This window comes from Microbacterium sp. ISL-103, from assembly GCF_018613995.1.
Classification (GTDB): domain Bacteria; phylum Actinomycetota; class Actinomycetes; order Actinomycetales; family Microbacteriaceae; genus Microbacterium.
Genome location: NZ_JAGGPD010000152.1, coordinates 1 through 18,044 on the forward strand (window position 1 = coordinate 1; position 18,044 = coordinate 18,044).

Below are 18,044 nucleotides of genomic sequence, written 5' to 3' on the forward strand. Positions count from 1 at the left end.
CAGCACCTCGCACCGGATGCCTACCGTGCAGTAGGTCACGACGGGCTTGCCCTGGAGGTCGTCGTAGGCGCCGGAGTCGAGCAGGTCGACGAAATCGCGCGTGGTCTCGGTATCGGGAACGACCGCTCCGCGGAATCGGCCGATCTGCGCCTCGAGCGCGTTGCGTCCGTCGAAGAACACGACCTCGTCGCCACGCTCCCCCATCAGGTCGTGCAGCTCTTCGGGGCTCAACCGGGTGCCTCCGCCCACGACGCCGTTCTCGTCGACGCGGAGTTCGCCCGGTGCGCCGAACGAGACGATCTCGTCGCGCACCTTCACGCTGAGCTTCGGAAAGTCGAGGCTGCGACCGTCTGCGTCGACTCCGCTGCCCTCGCTCCACTTGATGTCGGCGTCCTTGAACGGCGCGTACGACCGGAAGGATCGTGACCACTTCTTGAGCGCCAGAAGGTCGCCACCGAGCGTGCCGTTGACACCGTCCTTCGAGATCAGGAGCCGCCCACGAAGGCCGAGCGCCTCGCCGAGATCCCGTTGCCACACCCGGATCGCCTCGGGGTCGGCGAGCGGGGTGAAGACGTAGAAGAGGACGATCTTGGGGGTTGCCACCCAGCGATTTTACGTCGGGTGCGAGGGCGAGCTGCGCGTGAGCGGCATCCTGGTGCCCAACAGCCGGCCGACATGCCGGTGGATGAACGGCACCAGCTCGACGTGTTCCCCGGCGTCCGCCCGCGTCAGCAGCTTCGTCATGACGTACAGCTGCGAGACGATTCCCCCCGCGGACGCAAGGTCGTCGTGGAACCGCCGAGCCACCTGATCTGCAACGCGGGGCACCGCGAGCGAGTGCCCCAACAGGAAAGCGGCGTCGTAGCCGCGAGGCGCGAGCCCCCAGGCCTCCCAATCGGCGAGTGCGAACGACTCCCGATGGAGGTTGTTCCAGTGCAGATCGCCGTGGCTGGGCACCCAATCGGCCTGGTCGACCTCGATGTCGATGCCGAAGAACACGGTGATCCGTCGGCGCATGACCTCGGGGTCGAGCACGCGGCGATCAGTGGTGATCGCGGCCAGCACATCGAGGCTGCGCTGGAGTTCGTCCCACCACGAGTCGTCGAGGCCCGGGGTCCGCTCGAGCACGGGGGCCGACGCGCACGCGCGGCCGGGCAGGAGACTCATGAGCTCGGCGCGATACACGAGCGGCCCCTCCTCCCACGCGCGTGCATCGAGCACGCGCGGCTTCGAGAGTCCGGTGATCGCCGATGCGTCTCGATTGCCGGTCCACCAGTCGCCCCGCGCCTGTTCGCGGCGAGCCCAGACCACCCGCAGCCAGTGTCGAGCCCCCGCGTGCTCGACGACGGAGCCGATGGATCGGTCGCGCCAGCCGAACCGCACTCGGCCGATCGCGTCGAGGCCGAGTTCGGCCAGCGCGCGCGAGTGCGCGAGGCGCAGTGCGGTGCGCAGAGCAGTGCTGGGCGAGATCGCCGTGTCGACCGTGGTCATCGATGTCCTTTCGAGGAGCGTCGCGTCGTACAGTGTGTGCTCGTCTGACTGCATAACGTCTTCTTCCGAGGCTAGATACACCGCTGACAGCCTGGCAAGGTCCCGACGCATCGCATACCGGTGCAACGGCATCTCCGTGTGGACTCCCGCGGGCACCGGACCCTGGTCATGGGCGCTCCACCCGATCGGCTAGACTGTTCAGGTTGTTCCTTGGTGACGTGTCCGAGCGGCCGAAGGAGCACGCTTGGAAAGCGTGTGTTGTGCAAGCAACCGCGGGTTCGAATCCCGCCGTCACCGCCAAATCGAAGGCCCCGACTCCCCTACGAAACACCGGAGAGTCGGGGCCTTCGTCATGCACCCGATTGGCCCGGTGGCAACACTTCGGCAACAACCGCTGCACGTCGAGCCTGATCGAGGGCGGTGGCAACGTCGTCCAGGTCGTCGTCGAAGAGATCTGCGTACGTGTCGAGAGTCATGCTCGCCGATGCGTGCCCGAGCATCCGCTGTACGGCCTTCACGTTCGCGCCCGATGAGATCGCGAGCGACGCGGCCGTGTGCCTGAGGTCGTGCGGGGTGACGCGAGGGAAGTCTTCATCAGCGTCGCGCACGCGATTAACGGCGCCGGCGAACCAGCCACGGACGCTGTTGGGGAGCCGCATGTGCACGAGGCCGTCGCCGAACAGGAGATCCTCGCGCCTCTTGCCCTCGCAGTGCTTGGCAATCGCGAGTGAGAGGAACGCGGGGTAGGGCACGGATCGCGCCTCGTGCGTCTTGGGTGTGCCGACGTGCACTGTACCGCCGACGAGGACGGCGTTCTCCTCGACGCTCACGCGCCGCCTGAGCGCGTCTACGTGCTTGACCCGTAGTCCGGTAGCCTCGCCCCACCTGAGGCCTGTGTAGGCCAGGAACAGGACGAGTGACGGGTGCCCAGATGCTGCGGCGAGCGCGTCGACCTGCTGGTGAGTCAGGTAGGGCTTCGATTTCGGCACTTTGCGGGGCAGCGCAACGCCTCGAGCGACATTGCGGCTCACTCGCCGGTCCTTCACAGCGACGTCGAGGACCGCAGCGAGCACGCCGTGCGCACGCAGCACGGTCGTGGCCGAGCGCTCGCGTGAGAGCTGCGCCACCCAGTCCTGCACCTCGGAGTACTTCACGCTCCCGATGGCACGTGCGCCCCATCGGGGCTGTACGTGCGTCTCCCACGCTCCACGGAGCGCTTGGTAGCTGGACGGCTTCATGACCTGCTCGCGCGCCTTGAGCCACGCTGAGGCCATAGCCTCGACGTTCTCGCGGGCGTCCGCCGGGTTCACGTAGTCGCCTTTGGCTTTCCCAACCTCGACCTCGGCGAGACGCAGCTCCGCATCCCGACGCCGAGTGAAGCCGCGCTCCTGCGTCTGCTTGTGGTCGGGGCGACGGTAGATGATGCGGTAGAGCTTCTTGCCCGCCTTGGTCTCGTACGCGTGGACGCTACCCATCGTTGAGAAGCCCGTCGAGGCGGGCGCTGCTGACCAGTCGCGTCGCAGTGCTCTGGCTGACGCCGAGGCGATCGGCGACGAGCTTCAGTGGCGCCCTCTCCGTCAAGGCCGAGACCGCGTAGATGACTGCAGCGTCGGCGACCACTTCAGCACGCTCTCGCCCTTCAGCCGGAGCGAACGCCCGTCCGGCACCACTGAGGGGGAGCCAACGGCCGTCAGTACCGCGGACCTTGATCATGTCGTCGCCGCCGTAACGAATGAGCGTCGCTATCGCGACATCGCGGATCTCGGTGCCGGTGATCTCCTTGCCCTGCATGATCTGACTCATCGAGAAGTGCCTGCACACGATGCGGCCCAGAGTCCGGTCTAGGTCGAGGCTGAGCCCCAATTCGACTCCGTCGTCGACCGTGAAATCGAGATGGAAGGGCGCAGTGATCCGAATGCGCTCGCTGAGGTAGCTGAACTCCTTGGCGTGCTTGGGCGCCTGACCCCGATACGACCTGATCTGCATGTGACTCAGTCTGGCACACGTGATCCTCTCTTGACGCATGTGGCTCTATCTGCTTTAGTTGAGCCAGCCCCGTCAAGAGCCATCCATGACGGACCTGACCCACACAAGGAGTAGATCGTGGAAGACGAATACCTGACCCCGGCCCAGGCGATCGATGTGATCCCGGGCATGACTGTCGCCCATCTCGCGCAGCTGCGCTTCACCGGCGCTGGACCGAAGTTCCTGAAGCCAACGCCAAGGAAGGTCCTCTACCGCCGCCGGGACCTCATCGAATGGCTCGAGGCGTCAGAGCGCACGAGCACCGCACAGGCGGTCTGACATGGCCGAGCAACAGAAGAATGCCCCCGGCGCCTGGCGGGGCGTCGAGGGCGAAGACCAGAACACCAACTCTCAAGGAGGAGAACCGATCATCATGACCAGTATCCAGCAGAACGCGATGATCCGCGAGTGGGCCGAGGCGTGGGCGGCGAAGCGCGCAGAGCTCGAGGCCGAGCTGACGGTCCGCGAGGACTTTCAGGTCTGGGCGGCCGAGCGGATCGCGCAGCGGTCGTGGACGATGGCCGGCTGCATTGCGCGGATCCTCGATCAGAAGGACTGGCAAGCACAGTTGCCGCCATTCCCGAAGGGCGCGGCGCCTACATGGGTGCGCGAGGTCGACGACAGCCTCTCCATGGGTGGCGAAGTCACCGTGATGCTCTACGGCACCGAACACCGTCGCGGCAAGAGCACGGCACGGATGAGATGGGGCCTGAACGTGGTCGTTGGTCCGAACGGGAACAACGTGCCATCGGGCGTGGACGAGCCGATCGGCACCATCGCATGGTTCGAGGGCGGTCCCGATGTCACGATCGATCACTTCGCCGAAGGCTCCTGGCGAGAAACCGCGAATGCTGCGAAGGTCCTGCGGGAGCTCGCGGACGAGATGCAGGCAGCGTCTTACGAGGAGATGTCGGCATGATCGGCATCGTCGGGATCAACCTCAAGCCAGCTCAGGTGAAGAACGCCCTCACCAAGTACCTCGTCACATACTTCGAAGCCATGGACCAGGCGATCAAAGAAGCCGGCGGCAGCCTCAGGACGAGCATCATGGGAGATGATCCCTGGCGGCCGACGCTTCCACAAGAACTCCATCCCGATTGGGCCACCAGCGTCCGTGCGCAGGCCGACGGAAGCGACTTCTACAGCGACCTCGACGGGCCCGCATTGCACGACGTGTTCGTGACGCAGGCGATCACCATCCGTCTCGAATGGCGTGACGAAGAGTCGACCTCCGGCTTCAACATCGTGGGAGTCGACGTTGATCCGCTGCAGATACTGCTACTCGAGGATCAGTCCCTCGATCTCGGGTCCGCGCGCGCCGTCACGAGCGGGCTGCTGGCGGCCGGGAAGCTCATGGCGCAGCTGCTCGAAGCTCCCCAGGGGGTGCGATGAATGGCTCGACGTGTGCCCTCGTGGGTGACACGGGAGGTCGTCAGCCGGTTCGGGCTCAGCGCCCCGGAACGGGCCGTGCTGCTGTGCCTGTGGGACCACGCGAACAAGTACCTCGTGTCTTGGCCCTCTCATTCGACGATCTCACGCGAAACGGGCTTCTCGGAGAGCACGACCAAGGGCGCGACGAAGACGCTGCACAGGCGTGGGTTCATCCGCAGGGAGGACGGCCGTGGCCCATTCGACGCAGCGCCTCACGATCGCAAGGCGGTGCGATGGGTGATGGAGGCCTCGTACCTCTTCATCGACCAAGCACTAGTGCAGGAGGTGCACTAGCAATCGACGTGACTAGTGCACCTCCTGCTGTAGTCGCTAGTGCAGGAGGTGCACGCAGAAGTAGATATACCTCACGTCCGCCGCTCTGCCGCAGTTTGCTCGCCCTTACGGTCAGACGCCGCTTCGCTTCGCTGGCTGACCATGATGATCATCAATCCAACGGAGATCATCGCTTGCATCGGCCAGCTTGCTGGTCGATGCCTGCCCGGCGAGGGCGCCCCAGCCAACCACGAGGGAACGGGAGTGAGTGATGACCATAGACCACGACGGCTGGCTTGATGTGGGAGTTGACCTCGCCTCGAAGCGCTGGGAAAACTGGCACATCCTTAGCGCGGATGAACTCGCGGCACTCGCAGTGGAGCAATGGACCAATCCCGTTCCTGGCCAGAACAACGAGATTCGGAGGCTGGAGGGCGAGCATCCTGAGCTCGTCAAGAAACGGTAGGAGTTCGGCTGTGGTCAGGCGCCCCGGGTGGTTCGGCTACACCCGGGACGCTTCCACGCCTATGGTGGCGCCTGCCTGCGCCTTGCGGATGCCATCGCGTGAGAGTCGTTCGAGCAGCCGCGTCTAGGAGAGGAACGCGTCCACGTTAGCCATCGCGCGGGAGAGTCGTTCGCGGTGTGCCGGACTCTTGTAGGAGCGGCTCATGGCCCGTGTCGAGTGGCCAACAAGTTCCATGATCAGGTCTTCAGGAACGTCAGCGTCGTAGAGGAGATCGACGGCTGCGTGGCGGAGGTCATGCAGCCGCACATGACGATCTGTTCCTAGGAGATCACGTCGGACTGACTTCCACAGCCGCGACTCCAGGTTCGGATCAATAGGTCGGCCGTGCCGGGTGAAGACGAGACCCCACGGATTCGGATCCATCGCAGCGAGGTGTTGCTCCATCATCCCGAGGATCGGACGAATCAAGGGGACTACTCGCCACCCGGCTTTCGACTTTGGTCGTGTCAGAAAGAGGCCGCCGTAGAGGTGCCGGTATTCGAAGTCCGGTGGCGCGATGGGGCGACCGCTCTTCTCCCGCCTCAAGGTTTGCAGCTGCCAGCTGATGTCGATGTGAGTGCCGACCCGATCAATCTCGAGCCCGACGACTTCGCCTCGTCGTGCGCCGGTGAGGATGTAGGTCATCCATCTCAGACCGTCAGGGCGGCGCGTGAGCGCATCGAGAAGATGCTTCACTTCCGCGGTCGTCGGGACATCTAAGTGGGGACGTGCCGGTCGCGGTTGCTCGACGAGACGCACCGGGTTGCGGGTGATCACCTCTTCACGCACGGCGGCATCGAAGGCTCGGGCAGCGACTACGTGCACGTTGCGGACGGTTGTAGCCGATCGCCTTATACCCACTTGATGCTGCATGTGCCGGATGTCTGACGCGCGAATCGCGTGTAGTGGCCGCGCGGCATTCAAACCCGGGAGGATGTGAGTACGGACGGCGCTACGGTAGCCGTCCGCTGTTCTTGGCCGCAGCTGTGGATAGACGCACTCCGTCAACCAGTACTCGAACCAGTCGCCGACTGTCGTCGGGCAAGAGTCAGGCGTGAATCCCGCCATCGCGAGAGCGCCCGTGGCCGTGCGTGATCGTTCGAGATCACGCAGGTATGCCTGCGCCGCCCCTAGATCCCGGAACCGCCTTACGGCGCGCTTCCGCTTGCCATCTCGACGTGGCAAGGGCGCTGCGACCGTCCAGTAACCCCGCTGGTCCCGATAGATCGATCCGGATCCTTTGACACGCCGCGTACCCATTCCCAGAACGTACGGCGCTCACTGTCGAGCGTTACGCCGCAGACGATCTCGCTGGGTCGAATCAGGTATGTGAGGGTTCAGATTCGACCCACGCCGCCTCGGTTCAGCGCCCCTCTGTTACAAAGCTGGACGTCGAGCAGTCAGTCTCAGGAGAGAAACACCGCCGCGCCGGGCACAAGGTGCACGCCTCTCGTCGAGCTGTCCGGAGACGCGCCAGGAAGATCGCTACGCTCAGCGCATGGATGCGTTCTGGACGTGGAGTGGCTGGACAGCTGTCGGATCAATCGCTTGTGTACTGGCATTAGCCACGTTGATCTTCGCCACCAAAGAGCTGCTCGCCCAACGGCGGCAGGTGCCGCTCTTCCGACTCGATTGGGAGATATTCGCGACACGCACGACCGGTGCCGACAGCTTTCACGTGGTTGAGTTCCGCAACTTCGGTCGCGGCCCCGGACGTCTGATCGATCTAACCCTATGCGGGGCATGGGCGAGACTGGACGATGAGCATCGCGCACCGGCCATCGTCGAAAGCGGAGGCAGGTTCCGGTTGCTCGTTAGCAGTCCGGACCTCGGAAACGCGTGGGTGCGCTACGTCTTCCAGACGCAGGCGAATAGACAGCGTTTCGAAGTGCGATGGGAGCCACTCCACTCGGTGGGTGCGATGGAAGACGAGTTTGATCGGCAGACGACCGAGTGGAGCAACAGGAGCTGGTGGCGCCGTTTCAGAGATAGTCGGACTCCTGCGAGCGTCGCTCCGGGCGGGCGGCCCGTCGGGATCGTGCAGGGCCTCAAAGCAACAGACCAGGTAAAGACCCTACTGCACGCGCCACCTGGTTCGATCTTCTATTCGGGCAAGGCGCTAAGCAAGCCTGCCACGCTCAAGTACGTCCTTCCGCCGACCTCTGGCACGGCGATATGACCGATACCAGCACGCGTCGTTGCTCACTCACCTTTCACTAGTCAGACAGCGCGCAACCCGTTCGAGCCCGGTCCCACGACCAGGCGGGGATCTCTCAACGTATCGGGGGATCGCTGCCCCGTATGTAGGCCGAAGAGGGGACAGCGCTCGGCCTTGACCCGCCCGTAGGTTGTGGCTATGAGTCAACTGAAGGGCGCAAGTCGCCCACGAACACCACGTCCGCTTCGCCTGCTCGCGGTCGCGCTTGCAGCGTTCGCGATCGCCGCAGGGATCGTCGTTCCGACATCTGCGGCCGTCGCGGCAGACGGATTCGTCTCGCCGGTGAGCGGGAACGTCGCGGATATCGTCGGAGGTTGCCCTGCCGGCAGCCGGCCCACCCATGAGGGTGTCGATATCAATGGCAACGGTGGAACGAACGTCTACGCTGCCGCGGGTGGTCAGATCCAGACGGCGGTCAACTCGAATTCGACCAGCGGTTACGGCACCCAGATCGTGATCGTGCACCCCGGCGGATACACCACCCGCTACGCCCACATGGTCAACGGTTCCGTGACTCTGGCCCCGGGAACGCCGGTGAACCAAGGGACGCTCCTCGGGAAGGTCGGAAGCACGGGGAACAGCACCGGGCCCCACATGCATTTCGAGATCAAACTGAACGGCAACAACGTCACCAACCTGTATTTCTCGTGCGGTCAAGGCAGCGTGGCGGCGTTGCAGCCGCTCGGGGCAGGGCCCGTGACCCCGGCTGTCACCGACCGCTCGTTCAGCCTCACCTCGACTGGCACTCTGCAAGGTAAGGCCGGGATGTACGAGCCCGTCGTGGCGCTCAGGAACAACATCGTCGCCTTCGACGCGGATGGGACGACGATTGCAGCGGTGGACACTTCCGGCAACGTGTGGGTGCAGCAGGGATCGTTCGCCAATGGATGGGTTGGGCTCTCTGGACAGGCCAAGGACGTAGCCGTCGACGGCGACCGGTTCGTCGTCCTGAAGACCGACGGCACCGTCATCGCGAAGGACGGCCTCTACTCCACTGCCTGGCTGACGCAGCTCGCGGGTGTCGAGAAGATCGACGCAGCAGACGGCCGCCTGGGCGTGCTCAAGGGCGGAAGTCTCTTCGTGAAGGAAGGCAACCTGCAGGCCGGCTGGGTGGATCAGGGCGGCGGCGTGAGCGACTTCGCGCTCGATGGCACCCGAATCGGCATCATCTCCGGAGGGACCGCATACGTGAAAGAGGGCAACCTCTACACAGCCTGGGTGACCATGCGCAACGGATCACGTGTCGAACGAGAAGGATCACGCATCGCTGTCCTCACGCCCGAAGGAATCGTCACCGTCAAAGAAGGGACACTCTGGTCGAGCTGGGTCAACCTCACAGGCCCGGGAGTCGGTGATCTCTCCCTCTCCGGCAACCGTGTCGCTGTCTTGAGTGGAGGGTCCGTCCTGATCAAGACGGGCGCACTCAACGCGACTTGGATCGGCGCGTTCGCCAACTCCAAGGCGATCAAGATCTCCTAACAGGAATCAACTACCGAGCTGTTCCCCCCCGCAGTCCCGAGGAGGGGAACAGCTCGGCAACCGGCAAGGTCTTCGGGGTAACGATTCGAGAGGATTGCTCCGTGAGCTGCTGCGATCCTCGCAGGGTAGGCTCCGCGATCGCACACGATCACCTGGCCATCGGGTGCGCCTAGCAGAGCACGCCCGGCACCACGCCCGGGAACAAGGGGCGCCGGGCGCTGCGCGGGTTCTAGGGCGACTTCACCTCTAGATCATTAGTGTCGGTTTCGGGAGAGCTGCGAACCAGATCAATCAGACGAGCTCGTGAGGTTCGATGATCTCTTCGACAAGGGTGATGCCGCCGGTTGTGTTCGCGGATTGCATCATGTCTTCGATCCACTTCACGTTGAGCTCTGGTGGCTGACGACTCTCGAAGGTAAAGCGGAGGGGAATCGAGGGGTGCAACCAGATCGTCGATCGTCCGAATGCTTCTCCCTCGGGGTGCACCCACGACAGGGTGAAACTTTCCTGGCGTCGGAGCTTAGTGGCGATGACAACTTTCAGATGGGCAAGGGCACGGTCTTCAATCTGCAGCTCGCTCGTGCTGTCGTAGGCGATGTATCCCATGCACGAGACGATAGACCGCTGCGGTGGTGGAGTACAGGGCACTACCCGGAGGTGGATGTGCCGCGAGGCTGGCTTTCTTGTGCCGAACCGGTCGCACAACCCCCTTTCTCTCTGGTGTGGGAGAACATACCCTCGGCGCTATAGGCCAGCGTCAGCGCTTGAGGTGTGGAGGAGGTCGCGCGTATGGATGAGGCAGAGCCGTCGTCACCACGAGTGGTGTTCTGTGTCTGGGCCGCCGTGATAGGCGTGGGGCTGGGAATCATGATCGCCCTGCCGCTGTCCGGGAGGTGAGAGATGCGCAGGCGTATTCGTGACCACGGCTTGAGCATCGCCTTTCTGATCATCTTCTTCCTCGCGCTGGCCGGACAGTCGATCGTGGGGCTGGCGTACACGAACGAGCAACTGGAGCAGCATCGGCAGCCGACGCTCGGGTATCTCGAGTACGTCACCTCATCAGACTTCATCGTCGATGTCGCGGAGAATTGGCAGTCCGAGTTCTTACAGTTCTTCCTCTTCATCCTCGCCACGGTGTGGCTGGTGCAGCGAGGTTCACCCGAGTCGAAGAAACCGGGAGATGAGGGGGTCGGCAGCGATTCCGATCAGCTTGTCGGGGAGTACGCGCGGTCCGATTCCCCGTCGTGGGCTCGTGTTCGCGGTGTGCGGTTGTGGGTCTATTCGAACTCGCTCCTTCTCGTAATGGGAGCTGTGTTCGTGTTGTCGTGGCTCGCGCAGTCGTTGGCCGGGCGCATCGTCGCGAATGAGGAGAACACTCAGCATGGCTATCCTCCGCTCACGTGGTGGGAGTACGTGGGGTCCGCGGAGTTCTGGAACCGCACCCTGCAGAACTGGCAGTCCGAGTTCCTCGCAGTGGGTGCGATGGTCGTGTTCAGCATCTATCTACGCCAGCGCGGATCCAACGAGTCGAAGCCGGTGGGTGTCCCGCACCATACGAGCAGCGTCGAATCGGAGTAGTCGCTCCAGCAGAGGCGTGAGGCTAGCCGGGGTAATCGCCACGATCAAGGGGATGGAAAACAGTCGACTCTCCTCGTATCGTCCGACAGATCCAGAGGGCTGCGAAAGAGATTATCGCGTGGACACAAACGCCACGCGCGCGTCCTCTTAGGAAGGAGGACTGCAAAAATGTCCGATCCGCGGTTCGAACTGCGGCAGGTCACCGAGAACGAATGGTTGGTGCTAGACCATCGCTTCGATTCTCACGATTCACACCAGACCGTTGCGGTCGTCCGCGATCAAAGCCGCGGACTCGATGTCCTGTGGATGCGAGAACTTCCTCTCCGCGCGCACTACCGCACCGCCACCGATGTTCTCGACGCGATCCAAAATCACTATGACCCACCGAGTAGATCGACCGCCCCCGTCACGATTCCGCACGTGCCGCCGTTCCTGGTCAGTAAGCACCGAGCTAAAGAGAGGTAAGAGACGCATGGGCAAATTCATCTACGAGAACAACATGAAAACTGAGATCGAGGACCGCGCGCTCACCCACCTGCAGCTCGTCATCACCGCGAAACTGCGGCGCGGCGAACCGTTCTCGTTCACGTGGCGCGAAGACATGAGCGTGGGCGGCGGTCGCACCACGGTATGGATCCATGCCGGTAGCTCGCTCGTTTTCAAGTTCGACGGAAGCCGCCAGCCTTCGATCAACCGCGCCTGGGTGGACGCTCTTGCTTTCACGGCGAACGCTCCCTCGGGTCTCTATCTCGTGTCTGAGCCGTCGGAGACTTCCTCGGTCGAACGGGCGGCGGAGCCGGCCACGGCCTGACCTGGACCCCACCGAGGGTGCCCCTCGCGACAAACCAGACACAGACGACCGAAGACCCCTACCAGTCGAGGGCTGGTTGGGGTCTTCGGCGTTTTAGCGCGTTCGTCAGTTGTGACGGCCAGAGCGCTCGTCATCGTTGTAACGCTCGCGACTGCCCGACCTGGCGAGTCCGCGACTGATCATGTATCCGGGGCGCGCACCGCGACGTCGGACGGCCGACATAAGATCAATCTTTGTCTCGGCCGGAGAAAGGCACACTGCCATGTCCCGGCTCTCCCCCAACACTCTCCTGAGCATCGAGCTCGGCGCGATCTGCTCGCGCAACCGGTACACCAAGGATCCGGCACCAGTCGTGGAGCAGCTGCTCATGACGGCGGGCGACCGGATCGAGGTTCTTCAGGAAGCCGTGGGCTCCTGGATCGGGTTCTACGAGGACGAGTACACGATCATCCTCGCGACTGCGCTGCGTGAGCTGCCGGGCCTCGATCCGTGGATCGCTCAGGGCGCGTATCGGCGGTCGATCCCCGACCACCGAACCCCTGAGCCGTCCTATCGCAACGTGACCTAGGCCGCCGGCGCCCGGCGCGGGTAGTCTGATCCGCGTGAGGAAGAAGATTCCCGAGCGCGCGAGCGTTTCCATGGTGATTTTGGTGTTCTTCGTCTGCGCTGCGATCTTCGGACGGAACGACTTCACAGTGATCGTTGGCCTGGTCGGTGCCGCATTGTCATCCATCTGGTTGACCATCGAGCTCGCGCTCGCAACCCGCTCCTGAGTTCTCGCTACGATCAAGCGATGCGAACAGTCAAGCCCGAGCGGCGCGCGGGGGTCATCGGTGCATGCGCACTCGCCCTGTTCGTCCACGCTGGATCGATCAAGACACACCCTCTGCTCGCATGGATCGGAACCGGGTTCGAACCGTTCCCCGGCATTGACCTGACGATCCTGCTCGGACTCATCGTCGCCGTCGCAATCATGGCTGACGTGGTGCGGACACGTTCACTCCCGGCCGCGCTCTGGATCGTCGCCGCGACTGCTGTGATTATCGCTCCCGGGGTCGTCGGCGCATCCACCTCTTATGGGATCGACAAGATCCAGTCGTTCTACACCATCACGCTCCTCGCGCTCCTCGCCGCAACCATCCTGCTCCGCGACCAGCGGCAGCGCGAAGCGTTCCTCCGCACCCTCGCAGGACTCGGGATCGCGGTGACCATCCTCGTTACCGTCGCCCCCGCCACGACCTCCGAGCTTTCGACGGTCGTCACGCTGCCAGGCACGAACACGATCTCCACGTCGCAGATGATCCTCGCCGGCGCGATCGTCATCATCATGAACGCGATCATGAAGAAGCGGCGCCCGATGGCCCGCACGCTTCTCGCGTTGCTGGGCGTACTCATGGTGCTCACCGCGTTCAGCACCGGATCGCGCGGCCCCGTACTCTCGGTCCTGGTGAGCATCGTCCTCGCGCTGCTGCTGGCTCCCGCGTTCAAGCGTCGCCGCGGCCGTTCGATCTTCGCCGTCGCAGCACTTGGCGCGGTCGCTTTCTTCGTCGCGACTCGGAGCGGTGGCGAAGGCCTCGCGCGCGTCCTCTCTCTGTTCTCTGGCGAGCAGGACACGTCCACCATGGCCCGAAGCTTCTTCTGGGAGACGTCCTGGGCCTACAGCCTGCAGATGCCGACCGGCGGCGGGTGGGGCTTCTTCGGCACGCTCCCCGAGGTGTTCATCTCTGTTGCCGAGGGCGGTCAGCTCTACCCACACAACATCGTCCTCGAGATCACACTCGAGGCCGGATGGCCCTCGGGCATCCTGTTCATCCTTCTCGTCCTCGCCTCGGCCATCCGCCTGATTCTCCGAGCGCGCGACGGCGTGACTCTCACGTTCTTCGTTCTGCTCACGTTCACGGTTATCAACGCGATGGTCTCTGGTGACATCAACGACAACCGCCTGATGTGGACTCTGCTGATGATCGCTTGGGTCATCCCGAAGCCGACCCCACAGGACGAGACTGCTCTGCCGGAGATCCCCGCGACAACGACGAAACGCCCCCTCGCCCGGGCGTGAGCCGGAGCGAGGGGGCGAACGGTCAGCGGATGATCCCGCTCGATCGTGCGAGGAGCTGGGTGAGGGTGACCCCCTCCAACCAGCCTTCGCTGATCGCGGTCGTCACCTTCGAGATGAAGTAGTTCCACAGCGCGACGGTGATGGCACCGCTGAGTGTGTCGTGGATTCCGTGCGTGTAGCCGAACATGATCGAGTTGGTCTTCTTCATCTGGTCGAAGATCGCGTCGATCTGCGCGGTCGTACGTCCGTGGAGCGTGTATCGCTGCATGTTCCACTTGTCGATCGGCGGCCAGACCTCGAGGCTTCCGGACTGGTTCGTCGGCGTCATATACCCGGCCCAGTACGGCTGCGACGCGGCGTGGTTGGGTGCCGTGTTCTGCGTCCACGCCGCGCGGATCGGTCGGCCGCGCGAGTAGCCGCGCTCCCGCAGCCACGCGATCGACTTGAGGCTGTCCGCGATGATCTGCTCCGCCGTCATGGTGGACGTTACCGCGCCGTCGTACGCGTGGATCGACATGTCGTCGCCCTGCGCATAGAACGCAGCGACGTCCGTGTCGGTGATGACTTCCGACGGCGTTCCGACCTCCGTGCCGTTGAGGAGCGGGTCGAGCGCCCAGACGACAGGGATGCCGAGAGCTCGAAGCTGCGGGAGCCCGATGTCCTTGAATGTCTTGTACCCGCGGTCTTCGATGAAACACAGCTGCGCCTTCGGAGGGCACTCGAGCCATGCCCGCCCGACGCTGATCGACGTCGCACCGGTGGTGATGAACGTGAGCTGCACGAACGGGAGAGTCCCCCAGTTCGTCAGCGTGCCGTCCACGGCCCGGAAGCGCAGCAGGTTCCACCCCGGCTGGAACGGTCCCGCGTTCGCACGGTTCCACCCCGTGGAGAGGATGAAGCCGATCGAGGTGACCTTCGCCGGCTCGGGGATGAACACCCAGCACTGGAAGATCGACGCGGGCGGGAAGTTCACCGTGGCGGTGTACCGAGCCCACGCCGTGACGGCTCCTGTCGTCGTCAGCTTTCGCGGGGTCACACCGGCCTTGATGTTGCCGGCGTCTGCCGACTCGGTGCACAGGTTGAGTACCGTGAACGGCGCCCCCGACAGCAGGACGACGTCCGTGCGCCCATCCGGTGTGAGCGAACCAGCGAGATCGCTGTTACGTGCGACGCGCGTCAGCCCCGCCTCCATCGTCGCGACATGCGACGCGAGGACTTGGTCAGTGGGAAACGGCGGTGACGGAGGAAACGCCGCGATCATGTCTGTGATCGCGCCGCCTACGCCAGTCACAACGAAGCCCGACATGACGTCGATGCTCTCCGCGAGGCTGCCGTTCTCGCCGAGGTAATCAGCAATCAGGCGATAGGTCGACTTCCCCTGGATCTGGTCGTTCCCGATCAGATCGACCGAGAAGTAGCCGCGCGCGTCGGGCTCCACTGTCACCGGCGCCTGCGACAGCACACGGCCACCGATGAGCGACAGCGCCGGACCGCCCTCGAGCTTGAACCGCAGTCGCGGAGCACGCCCATTGAGAGGGCGCAACCCAACGTCTGTGTAGAGGCCGGTGATGGTGGCCATTAGGTCTCCTCAGGTCAGCGGTTCTCGTGGACGACGATGGTGCTGCTGTCGAACAGCTCCTGCGCCTTCTCAGAGGCACCTACGGGCTTCCACAGTCCGTAGTGGAGACCGACCGCGATCAGGAACGTCGGCAGGGCGAGCAGGAGTCCCTGGCCGATGTCGTAGGCCGTGCCGGCGCTGATGGAAGCGCCGAGCTCCACGAGCAGCGACGTGACCAGCGACAGCAGCGCGAGCAGGACTGCCTTCACGCCGGGCCGGGTGACGGTCTTGGTGACCAGTCCGACGAGCAGGGGAAGGACAGTGGAGACGAGTAGCTGGATGACCAGCGCGACGTCGAGGGTGAATTCCAGCATGATGATCTCCTTGATCAGACGGCCCGGCGGCGAACCCACGCGGGTGGAACGGTGTCCTCGATCTCCGCGATGTCCGCAGGATCGAGGTTTGGCGCGTCGCGGCCGGGCCACTGATCGAACAGTGCTCGGAGGATGCGAGCGACGGCCTGCATCTTTCGTGTGTCAGCGCGACGCACTTCCTTCAGCTCGTCGCGGAGTCCGAGAACCTCGTCGCGGACACTGGTCATCTCGACCCGCAGGTCGCGGTTCTCATCGACGAGGTCTTGCCAGCCGGGGAACTGCTTCTCGTGTCGAGCGGCCTCCGCTGCAGCGTCCGCAGCGACTCGGTCCCGGCGCTTGCCTGCGAGGAGGAACCAGCCGCCGAGAAGCGAGACGATCGCGCCGGGGAGGACGTACTGGAAGATCAGTTCAAGCATCGGAGCCCCCTCGACGTATGAGGGTCACGATCCTTGTCGTCGGGAAGACGAGGAACCCGAGCGCGATCACCGAGTACGCGAGGCGTTCGATGTCGCCGCCGAAGATCAGCACGACCGGTGCAAAGGCGTACACGGCGAGGAGGGCGACGACGCACACGGCACCAGCGAACTCGATGCGCCACCACTTCTTCCGCATCGATCCGACAGTGGCGACCGCACCGGCGAGCACCATGCCGAGCGCCCAAAACGAGGAGTATGACGCCGAGGTGACCTGGTCTAGCGTCGGTGCGGTGGCTACCGCAACCGCGAACCCGAGGAGGGTGGTGAAGACGTATTTCGTCACCATCGCCCCTCGCGGGATCACGATCGGTTCACTCCCCCACCGCCGCAAACGCTCACGCATCACTTCCCCGTTCGTGGATTCGAGATCGGCTTCAGCCCGGCCGTCGCACGCCGCGAGTTCACGGTCGCGAGGAAGCCGTCGAACTCGGTGTTGTCGACGTCGACGGGTTCGCCGAACAGCTTCCGTTCGCGCTTCGATGCCAGCGGGGACAGCCGCTGGAAGGTGAACTCGCCGACGAGGGCACGCTTCGTCTGCTCGTCCGAGTCATCACGGTTCCAGATCATGCGCATTTCTATGTCTCGACTTTCAGGCTTGGGGGCGATGGGCGCCGGGTCGGGGAGATGCCATGCACCGGATGCGGTCTGCACGAGAGTCACGATCTCGTGGTAGTGCCGGTCGCGGGAGGGGTCGTACTCGAAGTGCCACGCCTCGACGAGAGTCCACTTCCCGCCCACCATCCGGTAGACGGTGCGGAACCAGCCGTGCTCCTCCATCAGAGCGACGCGCTGCTGGAGCTCGTCAGAGTCGACGGCAGCGCCCTTCTGGTGCACGCTCGGCGTATTCGGGGAGAGCGCGATCGGCGCCCACGGCCCACCACGCAGGTAGCTCAGGTACGACTGGTAGTGCTCGTCCTGCTGCAACCAGGACCGGAGCGCCTCGGTGATCTGCGATCGGTGCCCGAGGCGCTTGTCGACGCGGTGCAACGACTTGGCTGCGTCTTCGCGCAGGTGCCCTCGACCACCGCCGAGGTTGACGATCCGCTGTGCGTTTCCGCCGCCCATGATCAGCCCTCCTCGTGTGGTTCCTCGGCCGGGATGAGTTCCTCGAGGGCGAAGTCGCCGCCGAACCGCTCGGCCTTGACGAGCCAGAAGACCTCACGGCCCGCCGTCCCGTAGACCGTGAACTTGCCGCCCACGACGTCGTCGGCTCCGACCGCGAACGGCCTACCAACGGGCGTGAGCTGCACTGTGCGGCCCTCGGGCTTGTTCAGCCCCTCGAAGTACTCGGGCAGGGTCACGACCGCTGAGCCGTCCGCGCCGAGCTTCACGCGACCCGTGTACTCCGTCCCCGACACTGGGGACTCTGTCGAGCCGTGCCGCAGCCAGTACCCCGGCTTCGTCGGGTGAGCCATGCGGAAGTTCTTCGGCCCATCAACGTCCAGTCCGTCTGCGACGAGCACGCCACTGACGACCGTGTCGGCGCGCAGAGCGATCGCGTTCCCGGCGTCGAGAACGAGCACCGCAGAAGCGGCGATCCGGCCCGCCTGAGGGCCCAGACGATCGATGACGAGCGGCCCAGCCAGGATGCGTCCCGAACCGAGTGTCAGGTCGGCATTCAACGTCACATCGGCGGCGAGCGTCGTCTCCCCCGTCACATCCAGATCGCCCGAGATCGTGGTCGAGCCAGTGATCGTCGCGCTGCCCGTTGTACCGAAGTTGCCACGCACCGTCGTCGGCCCGTTGAAGTAGACGAGGCCGTCCCA

25 protein-coding genes, 1 tRNA gene and 1 pseudogene are annotated in these 18,044 nt (G+C 64.3%); 14 read left to right on the plus strand and 13 right to left on the minus strand.

The window, feature by feature from the left end; all coding sequences use genetic code 11:
- Together J7E68_RS06430 and J7E68_RS06435 are read right to left on the minus strand one after the other, a co-directional pair.
- Nucleotides 1-603: hypothetical protein (locus J7E68_RS06430; RefSeq protein ID WP_215170947.1), on the minus strand; the 603-nt coding region annotated here is incomplete at its 3' end.
- Between the two features lie 9 nt (nt 604-612).
- Nucleotides 613-1,491 (minus strand): hypothetical protein, encoded by an 879-nt coding sequence (locus J7E68_RS06435; RefSeq protein WP_215170949.1) that lies wholly within the window; start codon nt 1,489-1,491, stop codon nt 613-615.
- Nucleotides 1,492-1,703: 212 nt separating this feature from the next.
- Here J7E68_RS06435 and J7E68_RS06440 point away from each other — a divergent pair.
- Nucleotides 1,704-1,791: transfer RNA gene (locus J7E68_RS06440), tRNA-Ser, on the plus strand.
- Between the two features lie 50 nt (nt 1,792-1,841).
- Here the strand turns inward: J7E68_RS06440 and J7E68_RS06445 are convergent.
- On the minus strand, nt 1,842-2,966 hold the full coding sequence (locus J7E68_RS06445) for a site-specific integrase (protein ID WP_215170951.1): 1,125 nt from the start codon (nt 2,964-2,966) through the stop codon (nt 1,842-1,844).
- Nucleotides 2,959-3,477, minus strand: a complete 519-nt coding sequence (locus J7E68_RS06450; protein ID WP_215170952.1) for a hypothetical protein — start codon at nt 3,475-3,477, stop codon at nt 2,959-2,961. Before J7E68_RS06450 ends, J7E68_RS06445 begins: the two co-directional genes overlap by 8 nt.
- Nucleotides 3,478-3,594: 117 nt before the next feature.
- Here J7E68_RS06450 and J7E68_RS06455 point away from each other — a divergent pair, with 117 nt between their 5' ends.
- From J7E68_RS06455 to J7E68_RS06475, 5 genes are all read left to right on the plus strand, one after another.
- Complete coding sequence (locus J7E68_RS06455; RefSeq protein ID WP_215170993.1) at nt 3,595-3,795, plus strand: AlpA family transcriptional regulator; 201 nt, start codon at nt 3,595-3,597, stop codon at nt 3,793-3,795.
- 1 nt (nt 3,796) lies between these two features.
- Nucleotides 3,797-4,435, plus strand: coding sequence for a hypothetical protein (locus tag J7E68_RS06460; RefSeq protein WP_215170955.1), 639 nt, complete (start codon nt 3,797-3,799; stop codon nt 4,433-4,435).
- A complete protein-coding gene (locus J7E68_RS06465; protein ID WP_215170957.1) occupies nt 4,432-4,908 on the plus strand; it encodes a hypothetical protein in 477 nt (158 codons plus the stop codon). The genes J7E68_RS06460 and J7E68_RS06465 overlap by 4 nt, the downstream gene beginning before the upstream one ends.
- A 12-nt stretch (nt 4,909-4,920) precedes the next feature.
- Nucleotides 4,921-5,241 (plus strand): helix-turn-helix domain-containing protein, encoded by a 321-nt coding sequence (locus tag J7E68_RS06470; RefSeq protein WP_215170959.1) that lies wholly within the window; start codon nt 4,921-4,923, stop codon nt 5,239-5,241.
- Nucleotides 5,242-5,491: 250 nt separating this feature from the next.
- The gene (locus J7E68_RS06475) at nt 5,492-5,686 is read left to right on the plus strand and encodes a hypothetical protein (protein WP_215170963.1); all 195 of its coding nucleotides are present in this window, start codon (nt 5,492-5,494) and stop codon (nt 5,684-5,686) included.
- 123 nt (nt 5,687-5,809) lie between these two features.
- On the opposite strand, the gene J7E68_RS19630 is transcribed toward J7E68_RS06475, so the two are convergent.
- Both J7E68_RS19630 and J7E68_RS20380 read right to left on the minus strand, forming a co-directional pair.
- Nucleotides 5,810-6,514, minus strand: a complete 705-nt coding sequence (locus J7E68_RS19630) for a tyrosine-type recombinase/integrase (RefSeq protein ID WP_311416526.1) — start codon at nt 6,512-6,514, stop codon at nt 5,810-5,812.
- Nucleotides 6,515-6,601: 87 nt separating this feature from the next.
- Nucleotides 6,602-6,985, minus strand: a pseudogene (locus J7E68_RS20380) (hypothetical protein); the annotation flags it as partial.
- 238 nt (nt 6,986-7,223) lie between these two features.
- On the opposite strand from J7E68_RS20380, the gene J7E68_RS06485 reads away from it, so the two are divergent.
- Nucleotides 7,224-7,904, plus strand: a complete 681-nt coding sequence (locus J7E68_RS06485; RefSeq protein ID WP_215170967.1) for a hypothetical protein — start codon at nt 7,224-7,226, stop codon at nt 7,902-7,904.
- 321 nt (nt 7,905-8,225) lie between these two features.
- Entirely contained in the window at nt 8,226-9,422 is a 1,197-nt protein-coding gene (locus tag J7E68_RS06490; RefSeq protein ID WP_215170969.1) for a M23 family metallopeptidase, read from the plus strand.
- 291 nt (nt 9,423-9,713) lie between these two features.
- Here J7E68_RS06490 and J7E68_RS06495 read toward each other — a convergent pair whose 3' ends face one another.
- Nucleotides 9,714-10,028 carry a hypothetical protein gene (locus J7E68_RS06495; protein WP_215170971.1) on the minus strand — a complete coding sequence of 105 codons (315 nt, stop codon included), beginning with the start codon at nt 10,026-10,028 and terminating at the stop codon, nt 9,714-9,716.
- Nucleotides 10,029-10,322: 294 nt separating this feature from the next.
- Here J7E68_RS06495 and J7E68_RS06500 point away from each other — a divergent pair, with 294 nt between their 5' ends.
- The 6 genes from J7E68_RS06500 to J7E68_RS06525 all read left to right on the plus strand — a co-directional run bounded on the left by J7E68_RS06500 (nt 10,323) and on the right by J7E68_RS06525 (nt 13,870).
- Entirely contained in the window at nt 10,323-11,000 is a 678-nt protein-coding gene (locus tag J7E68_RS06500; RefSeq protein WP_215170973.1) for a DUF6766 family protein, read from the plus strand.
- Between the two features lie 168 nt (nt 11,001-11,168).
- Nucleotides 11,169-11,465: a hypothetical protein gene (locus tag J7E68_RS06505; protein WP_215170975.1), complete on the plus strand. Its 297-nt coding sequence runs from the start codon at nt 11,169-11,171 to the stop codon at nt 11,463-11,465.
- A gap of 7 nt (nt 11,466-11,472) precedes the next feature.
- Nucleotides 11,473-11,811: an ATP-dependent DNA ligase gene (locus J7E68_RS06510; RefSeq protein WP_215170978.1), complete on the plus strand. Its 339-nt coding sequence runs from the start codon at nt 11,473-11,475 to the stop codon at nt 11,809-11,811.
- A 262-nt stretch (nt 11,812-12,073) separates the two neighbouring features.
- On the plus strand, nt 12,074-12,379 hold the full coding sequence (locus J7E68_RS06515; RefSeq protein WP_215170980.1) for a hypothetical protein: 306 nt from the start codon (nt 12,074-12,076) through the stop codon (nt 12,377-12,379).
- Between the two features lie 34 nt (nt 12,380-12,413).
- Nucleotides 12,414-12,584, plus strand: a complete 171-nt coding sequence (locus J7E68_RS06520; protein WP_215170982.1) for a hypothetical protein — start codon at nt 12,414-12,416, stop codon at nt 12,582-12,584.
- A 20-nt stretch (nt 12,585-12,604) separates the two neighbouring features.
- Nucleotides 12,605-13,870: an O-antigen ligase gene (locus J7E68_RS06525; RefSeq protein ID WP_215170984.1), complete on the plus strand. Its 1,266-nt coding sequence runs from the start codon at nt 12,605-12,607 to the stop codon at nt 13,868-13,870.
- A 22-nt stretch (nt 13,871-13,892) separates the two neighbouring features.
- On the opposite strand, the gene J7E68_RS06530 is transcribed toward J7E68_RS06525, so the two are convergent.
- The 6 genes from J7E68_RS06530 to J7E68_RS06555 form a co-directional block, all read right to left on the minus strand.
- On the minus strand, nt 13,893-15,449 hold the full coding sequence (locus tag J7E68_RS06530) for a hypothetical protein (protein WP_215170986.1): 1,557 nt from the start codon (nt 15,447-15,449) through the stop codon (nt 13,893-13,895).
- 14 nt (nt 15,450-15,463) lie between these two features.
- Nucleotides 15,464-15,802, minus strand: coding sequence for a hypothetical protein (locus J7E68_RS06535; protein WP_251048711.1), 339 nt, complete (start codon nt 15,800-15,802; stop codon nt 15,464-15,466).
- 14 nt (nt 15,803-15,816) lie between these two features.
- Nucleotides 15,817-16,218 (minus strand): hypothetical protein, encoded by a 402-nt coding sequence (locus J7E68_RS06540; RefSeq protein WP_215170988.1) that lies wholly within the window; start codon nt 16,216-16,218, stop codon nt 15,817-15,819.
- Nucleotides 16,211-16,561, minus strand: coding sequence for a hypothetical protein (locus J7E68_RS06545; RefSeq protein WP_215170989.1), 351 nt, complete (start codon nt 16,559-16,561; stop codon nt 16,211-16,213). Before J7E68_RS06545 ends, J7E68_RS06540 begins: the two co-directional genes overlap by 8 nt.
- A 59-nt stretch (nt 16,562-16,620) precedes the next feature.
- Nucleotides 16,621-17,343 (minus strand): hypothetical protein, encoded by a 723-nt coding sequence (locus J7E68_RS06550; protein WP_215170990.1) that lies wholly within the window; start codon nt 17,341-17,343, stop codon nt 16,621-16,623.
- Between the two features lie 2 nt (nt 17,344-17,345).
- Nucleotides 17,346-18,044 (minus strand): hypothetical protein (locus J7E68_RS06555; RefSeq protein ID WP_215170991.1); only part of this gene is annotated, 699 nt, incomplete at its 5' end.

What these genes read in the sequence shown, in the direction of transcription:
- J7E68_RS06515 (WP_215170980.1), top strand. Translation starts at nt 12,074, where the DNA reads ATGTCCCGGCTCTCCCCCAACACTCTCCTGAGCATCGAGCTCGGCGCG.
- J7E68_RS06525 (WP_215170984.1), top strand. Translation starts at nt 12,605, where the DNA reads ATGCGAACAGTCAAGCCCGAGCGGCGCGCGGGGGTCATCGGTGCATGC.
- J7E68_RS06495 (WP_215170971.1), bottom strand. Translation starts at nt 10,028, where the DNA reads ATGGGATACATCGCCTACGACAGCACGAGCGAGCTGCAGATTGAAGAC.
- J7E68_RS06510 (WP_215170978.1), top strand. Translation starts at nt 11,473, where the DNA reads ATGGGCAAATTCATCTACGAGAACAACATGAAAACTGAGATCGAGGAC.
- J7E68_RS06435 (WP_215170949.1), bottom strand. Translation starts at nt 1,491, where the DNA reads ATGACCACGGTCGACACGGCGATCTCGCCCAGCACTGCTCTGCGCACC.
- J7E68_RS06460 (WP_215170955.1), top strand. Translation starts at nt 3,797, where the DNA reads ATGGCCGAGCAACAGAAGAATGCCCCCGGCGCCTGGCGGGGCGTCGAG.
- J7E68_RS06450 (WP_215170952.1), bottom strand. Translation starts at nt 3,477, where the DNA reads ATGCAGATCAGGTCGTATCGGGGTCAGGCGCCCAAGCACGCCAAGGAG.
- J7E68_RS06540 (WP_215170988.1), bottom strand. Translation starts at nt 16,218, where the DNA reads ATGCTTGAACTGATCTTCCAGTACGTCCTCCCCGGCGCGATCGTCTCG.
- J7E68_RS06445 (WP_215170951.1), bottom strand. Translation starts at nt 2,966, where the DNA reads ATGGGTAGCGTCCACGCGTACGAGACCAAGGCGGGCAAGAAGCTCTAC.
- J7E68_RS06465 (WP_215170957.1), top strand. Translation starts at nt 4,432, where the DNA reads ATGATCGGCATCGTCGGGATCAACCTCAAGCCAGCTCAGGTGAAGAAC.
- J7E68_RS06550 (WP_215170990.1), bottom strand. Translation starts at nt 17,343, where the DNA reads ATGGGCGGCGGAAACGCACAGCGGATCGTCAACCTCGGCGGTGGTCGA.
- J7E68_RS06505 (WP_215170975.1), top strand. Translation starts at nt 11,169, where the DNA reads ATGTCCGATCCGCGGTTCGAACTGCGGCAGGTCACCGAGAACGAATGG.
- J7E68_RS06535 (WP_251048711.1), bottom strand. Translation starts at nt 15,802, where the DNA reads ATGCTGGAATTCACCCTCGACGTCGCGCTGGTCATCCAGCTACTCGTC.
- J7E68_RS06485 (WP_215170967.1), top strand. Translation starts at nt 7,224, where the DNA reads ATGGATGCGTTCTGGACGTGGAGTGGCTGGACAGCTGTCGGATCAATC.
- J7E68_RS06530 (WP_215170986.1), bottom strand. Translation starts at nt 15,449, where the DNA reads ATGGCCACCATCACCGGCCTCTACACAGACGTTGGGTTGCGCCCTCTC.
- J7E68_RS06475 (WP_215170963.1), top strand. Translation starts at nt 5,492, where the DNA reads ATGACCATAGACCACGACGGCTGGCTTGATGTGGGAGTTGACCTCGCC.
- J7E68_RS06500 (WP_215170973.1), top strand. Translation starts at nt 10,323, where the DNA reads ATGCGCAGGCGTATTCGTGACCACGGCTTGAGCATCGCCTTTCTGATC.